Annotated in this window: 11 protein-coding genes; 8 read left to right on the top strand and 3 right to left on the bottom strand. The window is 67.3% G+C overall.

Features of this window, described 5'->3' with window-relative positions:
- From ACX9NE_RS26685 to ACX9NE_RS26655, 7 genes are all read left to right on the top strand, one after another.
- Positions 1-297: acyl-CoA carboxylase subunit epsilon (locus ACX9NE_RS26685; RefSeq protein WP_459370853.1), on the top strand; the 297-nt coding region annotated here is incomplete at its 5' end.
- Complete coding sequence (locus tag ACX9NE_RS26680) at positions 294-935, top strand: Maf family protein (protein WP_459364622.1); 642 nt, start codon at positions 294-296, stop codon at positions 933-935. The genes ACX9NE_RS26685 and ACX9NE_RS26680, both read left to right, overlap by 4 nt.
- Positions 936-946: 11 nt before the next feature.
- Positions 947-1,435, top strand: a complete 489-nt coding sequence (locus tag ACX9NE_RS26675; RefSeq protein ID WP_459364623.1) for a pyridoxamine 5'-phosphate oxidase family protein — start codon at positions 947-949, stop codon at positions 1,433-1,435.
- A 14-nt stretch (positions 1,436-1,449) separates the two neighbouring features.
- Positions 1,450-2,343: a sulfurtransferase gene (locus ACX9NE_RS26670; RefSeq protein ID WP_459364624.1), complete on the top strand. Its 894-nt coding sequence runs from the start codon at positions 1,450-1,452 to the stop codon at positions 2,341-2,343.
- 4 nt (positions 2,344-2,347) lie between these two features.
- Complete coding sequence (locus tag ACX9NE_RS26665; protein ID WP_459364625.1) at positions 2,348-2,767, top strand: SufE family protein; 420 nt, start codon at positions 2,348-2,350, stop codon at positions 2,765-2,767.
- 128 nt (positions 2,768-2,895) lie between these two features.
- A complete protein-coding gene (locus tag ACX9NE_RS26660; protein ID WP_459364626.1) occupies positions 2,896-4,689 on the top strand; it encodes an acetyl/propionyl/methylcrotonyl-CoA carboxylase subunit alpha in 1,794 nt (597 codons plus the stop codon).
- A 240-nt stretch (positions 4,690-4,929) separates the two neighbouring features.
- A complete protein-coding gene (locus ACX9NE_RS26655; RefSeq protein ID WP_459364627.1) occupies positions 4,930-5,334 on the top strand; it encodes an STAS domain-containing protein in 405 nt (134 codons plus the stop codon).
- Here ACX9NE_RS26655 and ACX9NE_RS26650 read toward each other — a convergent pair.
- The 3 genes from ACX9NE_RS26650 to ACX9NE_RS26640 all read right to left on the bottom strand — a co-directional run bounded on the left by ACX9NE_RS26650 (position 5,305) and on the right by ACX9NE_RS26640 (position 7,361).
- A complete protein-coding gene (locus tag ACX9NE_RS26650) occupies positions 5,305-6,093 on the bottom strand; it encodes an RNA polymerase sigma factor SigF (protein ID WP_459364628.1) in 789 nt (262 codons plus the stop codon). The genes ACX9NE_RS26655 and ACX9NE_RS26650 overlap by 30 nt on opposite strands.
- A gap of 7 nt (positions 6,094-6,100) precedes the next feature.
- Complete coding sequence (locus tag ACX9NE_RS26645) at positions 6,101-6,538, bottom strand: ATP-binding protein (RefSeq protein ID WP_459364629.1); 438 nt, start codon at positions 6,536-6,538, stop codon at positions 6,101-6,103.
- 439 nt (positions 6,539-6,977) lie between these two features.
- Positions 6,978-7,361 (bottom strand): hypothetical protein, encoded by a 384-nt coding sequence (locus ACX9NE_RS26640; protein WP_459364630.1) that lies wholly within the window; start codon positions 7,359-7,361, stop codon positions 6,978-6,980.
- Positions 7,362-7,560: 199 nt separating this feature from the next.
- Between ACX9NE_RS26640 and ACX9NE_RS26635 the strand changes: the two genes are divergently transcribed.
- On the top strand, positions 7,561-8,238 hold the full coding sequence (locus tag ACX9NE_RS26635; protein WP_459364631.1) for a TetR/AcrR family transcriptional regulator: 678 nt from the start codon (positions 7,561-7,563) through the stop codon (positions 8,236-8,238).
- Positions 8,239-8,257 lie beyond the last annotated feature (19 nt).

The raw sequence follows: 8,257 nt of genomic DNA, 5'->3' as shown, positions 1-8,257 counted from the left end.
AGCGAGATGAACGATCAAGCTGCTGTGAGTGAGGTGACTGACGTGACCGAACCGGCCGAAGGCACCGATAGCACCGAGGCGCCGCACCCGCACGACCCGCACCTCCAGGTCTTGCGCGGGCACCCCACCGACCAGGAGCTGGCCGCGCTGGTCGCGGTGCTGGGCACCATCGGCCACGCGCCGGAGCCGCCCCCGCCCGAGCCGTCCCGGTGGGGCCTACCGGTCGATAAGTTGCGCTACCCCGTCTACAGCTGGCAGCGCATCACCCTGCAGGAAATGACGCACATGCGCCAATGACGCGGCTGGTGCTCGGGTCGGCCTCTACGGGCCGGCTCAAGGTGCTGCGTCAGGCGGGGGTGGATCCGCTGGTGCGGGTCTCCGGCCTCGACGAGGACGGGCTGATCGCGGCGCTGGGACCCGGCGCCGCGCCTGAAGAGGTGGTGCGCGCGCTGGCCCGCGCCAAGGCCGAACACGTGGCGGACCTGCTCGATGAGCGCGACGTGACCGCGGATTGCGTTGTCCTGGGCTGTGATTCGATGCTCTACCTGGACGGTCAGTTGTGCGGCAAGCCGGCCTCCACCGAGGACGCCCGCCGGCAGTGGCGGTCGATGGCCGGGCGCGCCGGGCAATTGCACACCGGGCACTGCCTGATTCGTATGCAGAACCACGGCGTCGCCCGGGTGGAGGCGCAAACATCGATCACCACGGTGCATTTCGGCTCGCCGACGGAACCCGACCTGGAGGCCTACCTGGCCAGCGGTGAGCCGCTGCGGGTCGCGGGCGGGTTCACGCTCGACGGCCTGGGCGGCTGGTTCATCGACGGCGTCGACGGCGATCCGTCGACGGTGATCGGAGTGAGCCTGCCGCTGCTGCGCTCGCTGCTGGCACGGTGCGGTTTGTCGGTCGGCGACATCTGGGCGGCGAACGCGGCCTAGCCTGGCGAACCATGGCCACCTGGATCGAGTTCGTCGCGGCGGCGCCGCGGATCGCTGCAATCTTCGCCCGTCGCCATCGTGCCGCGCACAACCTGTGCATGCTGGCCACCCTGCGCTCCGACGGCTTCCCGCGGATCAGTCCGATGGAGCCCCGGATATTCGAGGACGAGTTGTGGATCTCCGGGATGCCCGACACCACCAAATACCGCGACCTGCAACGTGATCCGAGGTTGTGTCTGCACACCGCCACCGTCGACACCCAGGTGACCGAGGGCGATGCGAAGCTGTGGGGACGTGCCTACCTGGTCCCGTACGGCGCGCGCCACCAGCGCTTCGCCGATGCGCTGTTCGACGACATCGGGCTCGACCTGCGCGACCAGGAGTTCGACCTGATCGGTGTCGACATCACCGGAGCGTCGTCGGTGCAGGTGGCCGACGGCCACCTGGACATCACGATCTGGAAGCCCGGCCGGGCCGAACGGGTGGTGCGCAAACACTGAGTAGGCTTTGAGGCGTGCCGCTTCCTCCGGATCCAAGCCCCAGCCTGCAGGTCTACGCCCACCCCGAACGGCTCGTCACCGCCGACTGGCTGTCCGCCCACCTCGGGTCGCCCGGCCTGGCGATCGTCGAATCCGACGAGGACGTGCTCCTCTACGATGTCGGTCACATCCCCGGAGCCGTCAAGATCGACTGGCACACCGACCTCAACGACCCGCGCGTGCGCGACTACATCAACGGCGAGCAGTTCGCCGCGCTGATGGACAGCAAGGGCATCGCCCGCGACGACACCGTGGTGATCTACGGGGACAAGAGCAACTGGTGGGCTGCCTACGCGCTGTGGGTGTTCACCCTGTTCGGCCAGCCTGACGTGCGGTTGCTCAACGGCGGACGCGACCTCTGGCTGGCCGAGCGGCGCGACACCACGCTGGACGTCCCACACCGGACGTCGTCCGGCTACCCGGTCGTGCAACGCAACGACGCACCGATTCGCGCCTATAGAGACGACGTCCTGCAGGCCCTCGGTAGTGAGCCGCTGATCGACGTGCGCTCACCCGATGAATACACCGGCAAGCGCACCCACATGCCCGACTACCCCGAGGAAGGGGCGCTGCGCGCGGGCCACATCCCCACCGCGCGCTCCATTCCGTGGGGCAAGGCCGCCGACGAGAACGGGCGCTTTCGCAGCCGCGAGGAATTGGAAGAGCTGTATGACTTCCTGGGCCCCGACGACAAGACCATCGTCTACTGCCGCATCGGCGAGCGATCCAGCCACACCTGGTTCGTGTTGACCCACTTGCTGGGCAAGCCGGATGTGCGCAACTACGACGGCTCGTGGACCGAGTGGGGCAACACCGTGCGGGTGCCGATCGTCGCCGGTATTGAGCCAGGTGAAGCACCAGGGCGATGAACTGATGAGCATGCCAGCGCCCCTGGCCGAGGTGGTGTCCGACTTCGCCGAGGTCCAGGGTCAGGACAAACTGCAGCTCCTTCTGGAGTTCGCCGGAGACCTCCCCGCGCTGCCGCCCGAGCTGGCCGAGTCCGCGATGGAGCCGGTGCCCGAGTGCCAGTCACCGCTGTTTCTTCATGTCGACGCTTGCGATCCCGAGCGGGTGCGGCTGTATTTCAGCGCGCCGGCCGAAGCGCCCACCACCCGCGGATTCGCCGCCATACTGGCGGCCGGACTGGACGGGCAACCGGCCGACGCGATTCTCGCGGTACCCGAGGATTTCTACACAGAGCTGGGTCTGGCGGCTCTGATCAGCCCACTTCGGCTACGTGGCATGTCGGCGATGCTCGCGCGAATCAAGAGGCGGCTGCGCGACGGCGCCTGAATGGGGAACCGCGTGACCGGGTCCGCGGCGCGCCGCATAAACTGCCCACGATAAGACTTGTAAGAAATTCTCTTAGAGAGAAGTTTCTGCTACGACAGGCGAAGAAGACGTCGATACAGGAGGCGCTAGTGCCCAGCCACGCCAGCTCGAAGATCTCCAAGGTTCTGGTCGCAAACCGCGGTGAGATCGCAGTCCGGGTCATCCGGGCGGCCCGGGACGCCGGACTGGCCAGCGTGGCGGTCTACGCCGAACCCGACGCCGAGGCGCCGCACGTCCGGCTGGCCGACGAGGCGTTCGCGCTGGGCGGGCAGACCTCGGCCGAGTCCTACCTCGACTTCGGCAAGCTGCTGGACGCCGCCGCCAAGTCCGGCGCCAACGCCGTGCACCCCGGCTACGGATTCCTGTCGGAGAACGCCGGCTTCGCCCAGGCCGTGATCGACGCCGGCCTGATCTGGATCGGGCCCAGCCCGCAGTCCATCCGCGACCTCGGTGACAAGGTCACCGCCCGCCACATCGCCGCCCGCGCCCAGGCCCCGCTGGTGCCCGGCACACCGGACCCGGTCAAGGACGCCGACGAAGTCGTGGCGTTCGCCCAGGAATACGGGGTGCCGGTCGCGATCAAGGCCGCCTTCGGCGGCGGCGGCAAGGGCATGAAGGTGGCCCGCACCCTGGAAGAGATCCCGCACCTGTACGAGTCGGCGGTGCGCGAAGCGGTCGCCGCGTTCGGTCGCGGCGAGTGCTTCGTCGAGCGCTACCTGGACAAGCCCCGCCACGTCGAGGCACAGGTGATCGCCGACCAGCACGGCAATGTGGTGGTCGCGGGCACGCGGGACTGCTCGCTGCAGCGCCGCTTTCAGAAGCTGGTGGAGGAGGCCCCGGCGCCGTTCCTCACCGACGCGCAGCGCAAGGAGATCCACGAATCGGCCAAGCGGATCTGCAAGGAGGCGCACTACTACGGCGCCGGCACCGTCGAATACCTGGTCGGCCAGGACGGCCTGATCTCGTTCCTGGAGGTCAACACCCGTCTGCAGGTCGAGCACCCGGTCACCGAGGAGACCGCGGGCATCGATTTGGTGCTGCAGCAGTTCAAGATCGCCAACGGCGAGAAGCTGGACATCACCGAGGACCCGACGCCGCGCGGCCACGCCATCGAGTTCCGGATCAACGGGGAGGACGCCGGCCGCGGCTTCCTGCCCGCCCCCGGCCCGGTGACCAGGTTCCACCCGCCGAGCGGCCCCGGTGTGCGGCTGGACTCCGGCGTCGAGACGGGATCGGTGATCGGCGGGCAGTTCGATTCGATGCTGGCCAAGCTGATCGTGTACGGCGCCGACCGCCACGAGGCGCTGGCCCGGGCACGGCGCGCATTGGACGAATTCGAGGTCGAAGGCCTGGCCACGGTGATCCCGTTCCATCGTGCTGTGGTCGCCGACCCCGCGTTCATCGGCGACGACGAGGGTTTCACCGTGCACACGCGCTGGATCGAGACCGAGTGGGACAACACCATCGAGCCGTTCACCGGCGGCGAACCCGTGGACGAGGAGGAGAGCCGGCCGCGGCACAAGGTGGTCGTCGAGGTCGACGGCCGGCGCGTCGAGGTCTCGCTGCCCGGCGACCTGGCGCTGTCCAGCGGCGCGCCCGACGCCGTCGGGGTGGTGCGCCGCAAGCCCAAGCCGCGCAAGCGGGGCGCGCACGCCGGTGCGGGCGCCTCCGGTGACGCGGTGGTCGCACCGATGCAGGGCACCGTGGTCAAGGTCGCGGTCGAGGAAGGCCAGGAAGTCGCCGCGGGGGACCTGGTGGTCGTCCTGGAGGCGATGAAGATGGAGAACCCGGTCACCGCGCACAAGGACGGCGTCATCACCGGCCTGGCGGTGGAGCCCGGCGCTGCCATCACCCAGGGCACGGTGCTTGCCGAGATCAAATAGCGCTGGACAACGCCGGGTGTGTGCTGACGGCGACCGACACGCCGGCGGTTTCGCCTCAGCCGCACACTCGACCCTTCCTATGAATAGGGCCGCATCGTTTGTCGACCCTGCCCGCCGCGGGTAGGGTCGAAAGCAGGTTGAGTTCACAGCCGCCTGGAAACACCGTCTTGTAGGTGCGATTTCTGACCGCGGCGATTCGCACGCTCGATGTGATCCACAGCAACGAATGATCGTCGACTGATGGAGTTCACGATGCCCGTGACCCAAACCTGGCTGAAAGCCGATAACGCCGACTTCACCGCCCAGTGGGAAAACGGCGACGGCATGGTCAGTGCCTACGGCGAGCTCGACGCCGCCAACGCCGACCAGCTCGCGGAATACGTCGACCGCTGCCTCACGCAATGCCGTTGGCTGACCCTCGATCTCTCTGGACTGAAATTCATTGGCACTGCCGGCTTTTCGGCTCTGCACCGGATCAATGTGGCGTGTTCAGCGGCCGATGTGCGCTTGGCGATGGTGCCCAGCCTGGCCGTGTCGCGACTACTGCGGATCTGCGACCCGGATGGCGTGCTGCCGATCGCTGAGCAAAAACGCCACGGATCGGCACACCCGCGGCTACTCCAGCTGATCCCGGAGCCGAGCTAGCGACTTGGCCAGCAGCCGGGACACGTGCATCTGTGAGATGCCCACCCGCTCGGCGATCTGCGTCTGCGTCATCGACTCGAAGAACCTGAGCACCAACACCATTCGCTCCCGCTCCGGCAGCGCCTCCAGCAACGGCCGCAACGCCTCGCGGTTCTCGATACGGTCCAGACCCGAGTCGACATCCCCCAGCGTGTCAGCGATCGCGCGGGCGTCGTCGTCCTCGTTACCGCCACCGCTGTCAATGGACAGGGTGTTGTAGGAGCTGCCGGCCACCAGGCCCTCCACCACCTCGGCGCGGTCCATACCCAGCTCGGCGGCCAGCTCGGTCGCGGTGGGTGCCCGGCCCAGGCGCTGCGACAACTCTGCCGTAGCAGTGCCCAGCCGCAGGTGCAGTTCCTTCAGTCGGCGCGGCACCTTGACCGACCAGCTGTTGTCCCGGAAATGCCGCCGAACCTCGCCCATGATGGTGGGCACCGCGAAAGAGACAAAATCCGAACCGGTTTCGACATCGAACCGGACGACGGCATTGACCAGACCGACGCGAGCCACCTGGATCAAATCGTCGCGCGGTTCACCGCGACCCTCGAAGCGCCGCGCGATGTGATCGGCCAGCGGCAAGCAGCGCTCCACGATCTTGTCCTGATGACGCTGGAATTCCGCTGAACCGGCGGCGAAGCCGGCCAGCTCACGGAACATGTCCGGGACATCGGCGTATTCGTTGGGTCGCGAACTGGAACCGCCGGCAGTTTGCTCTGTCAACTGGCCGTCACTTACTGGGGGCCGCCCGCCGCGCTGTCAACGAGATGCCGAAGACACTGCCCGCTGCATCGGGCTTGCGACCGTCATGGAATGTCTGGACATCGTCGGCCAGTGAGGTCAGTACATGCCAACTGAAGCTTCCCGGCGCCACTACCTCGTGGGTATCGCACGCGGCGGACGCCTCGACCACGAGTTCGTCGTCTCGGGGGTCGACCACCAGAGTCAGGATCGCGTCGGGGGTGGCCGACCTGATCAGCCGAGTGCATGCCTCGTCCACGGCCAGGCGCAGATCGGCCACGGCGTCGAAATCCAGGTCTTCGAAGGTGCCGATGGCACCCACCAGGGTGCGCAGCATCGCCAGGTTCTCCAGGCGCGCAGCAACGTTCAGTTCGACAGCGCGATACCCGCGCTGGCGCCCGTTAGTGCGCTGATCCGCATCGGTCATGTGGCCTCCCGGCAATGTTCGACCGACACTACTCCTGGCAGAGGTCCGGTCTTCTGCGCCGGCTTGCGGCCCATTGTGGACCTCGGGGTCGAGTCGGTTGGTCATGATCGCCACCGGGTATTCAACCAGTTGCCGGCGAGGCAGACGTGACCGACATAGTACGCACGCGCCCAACGGGGCGCGCCGTGGTGGTTGCCGGGATGATGTTGCTGGTCGTTCTGGTCGTAGCGATCAGTGTCGGTGCTTTCGTGATTCTGTGCCCCACGATGGGGTGACCACGCCAATGCGAACGTGCCGGTACTCATCATGGTGCAGACCAGATACCCCGTTGTCGACGTGGATAAAACTCCGGCGAGCGAGTTTTCCGTTGTGATCTTTGCGACGCAAACCGCCCGACTGGCCGGTCGCCGACGCGGGGCACCGGTTTTGCCCGCGAACCTCAGATTGCGAGGGCCGGCCCGGCGATCGGCGGGACCCCCATCGACAGCGCGACGAGCATCAGCGTCAGCAGAAACCACCCGGCACCGTGCCAACCCCACCAGGTGCCCCGGTCGCGCCACACCCGGTAGGTGCGCACAAAAGCCCACACGCCGGCGAACAGCAGGATCAGCGGACCGCCGAACGCCAGCATCGTCCGCTCGGGCGCACCACACGCCACCGTGTCCACGCTGGCGCCGCCGCAGGTACTGACCCACAAGGCGGCGACGATCACGAAGCCCACCCCGGCGGCCGTGGCCAGCGCGGCGAACCGGAGGGCGGCGTGGACTTCCCTGTCGTCGCGACCGGCCCGGTCACCACGCAATTTCTCGTCTGCTGTATGCATCGGAGCACCTCTTGTATCTCGCGCATCGCTCGCGGCGGTTGCCGTTTGTTGATAGCCGCGACGCGTTTTTGAGTCAATACCCGGCGGGTACGCCCAGCAAACCGAGTGCGGTACGGCTCACAGCATCGCCACAGGCTGGGCCATCGCCGCCGACCTCGGGTGGCGGCAAACTTATGCCGCATGAGTAAGATCGGTTCTCATGGCGACAGCCAGGAGGCGGTTATCCCCCGAGGATCGACGCGCCGAACTGCTCGCTCTGGGGGCGGAGGTCTTCGGTAAGCGACCCTACGACGAGGTGCGGATCGACGAGATTGCCGAGCGTGCCGGGGTGTCGCGCGCGCTCATGTACCACTATTTCCCGGACAAGCGGGCATTCTTCGCCGCTGTCGTCAGGGATGAAGCGGACCGGCTGTACGCGGCAACCAACACCGAGCCGTCTCCGGGCATGACCATGTTCGAGGAGATCCGGATGGGTGTGCTGGCCTACATGGCCTACCACGAACAGAATCCGGAGGCCGCCTGGGCGGCGTACGTGGGCCTGGGCCGCTCGGACCCGGTTCTGCTCGGCATCGACGACGAAGCGAAAAACCGCCAGATGGAACACATCATGAACCGCATCACCGAGGTCGTGGGCGGGATACCGGGACAGGGCGCGCTGGAACCCGAGGTCGAACGCGACCTGCGGGTGGTCATCCACGGCTGGCTGGCGTTCACCTTCGAAACCTGTCGGCAGCGGATCATGGACCAGACGCTGGAAGCCGACCGGCTCGCGGATGCCTGCGCGCACACGCTGCTGGACTCGATCGCCAGGGTGCCGGAGATCCCGCCGCAGCTGGCCGAGGCCATGGCGACCGCCCGCTTCAAGCCGCAGGTGTAGCCGGCCGGCTCGGCTTGTC

Source organism: Mycobacterium sp. ML4, assembly GCF_054515735.1.
The sequence above is the reverse complement of the archived record's forward strand: the minus strand, read 5'-3'. Positions and strand labels throughout refer to the sequence as shown.

Excerpts from the sequence above, each read along its gene's own strand:
- ACX9NE_RS26665 (WP_459364625.1), top strand. The coding sequence starts at position 2,348 with ATGAGCATGCCAGCGCCCCTGGCCGAGGTGGTGTCCGACTTCGCCGAG.
- ACX9NE_RS26675 (WP_459364623.1), top strand. The coding sequence starts at position 947 with ATGGCCACCTGGATCGAGTTCGTCGCGGCGGCGCCGCGGATCGCTGCA.
- ACX9NE_RS26680 (WP_459364622.1), top strand. The coding sequence starts at position 294 with ATGACGCGGCTGGTGCTCGGGTCGGCCTCTACGGGCCGGCTCAAGGTG.
- ACX9NE_RS26655 (WP_459364627.1), top strand. The coding sequence starts at position 4,930 with ATGGAGTTCACGATGCCCGTGACCCAAACCTGGCTGAAAGCCGATAAC.
- ACX9NE_RS26645 (WP_459364629.1), bottom strand. The coding sequence starts at position 6,538 with ATGACCGATGCGGATCAGCGCACTAACGGGCGCCAGCGCGGGTATCGC.
- ACX9NE_RS26635 (WP_459364631.1), top strand. The coding sequence starts at position 7,561 with ATGGCGACAGCCAGGAGGCGGTTATCCCCCGAGGATCGACGCGCCGAA.
- ACX9NE_RS26640 (WP_459364630.1), bottom strand. The coding sequence starts at position 7,361 with ATGCATACAGCAGACGAGAAATTGCGTGGTGACCGGGCCGGTCGCGAC.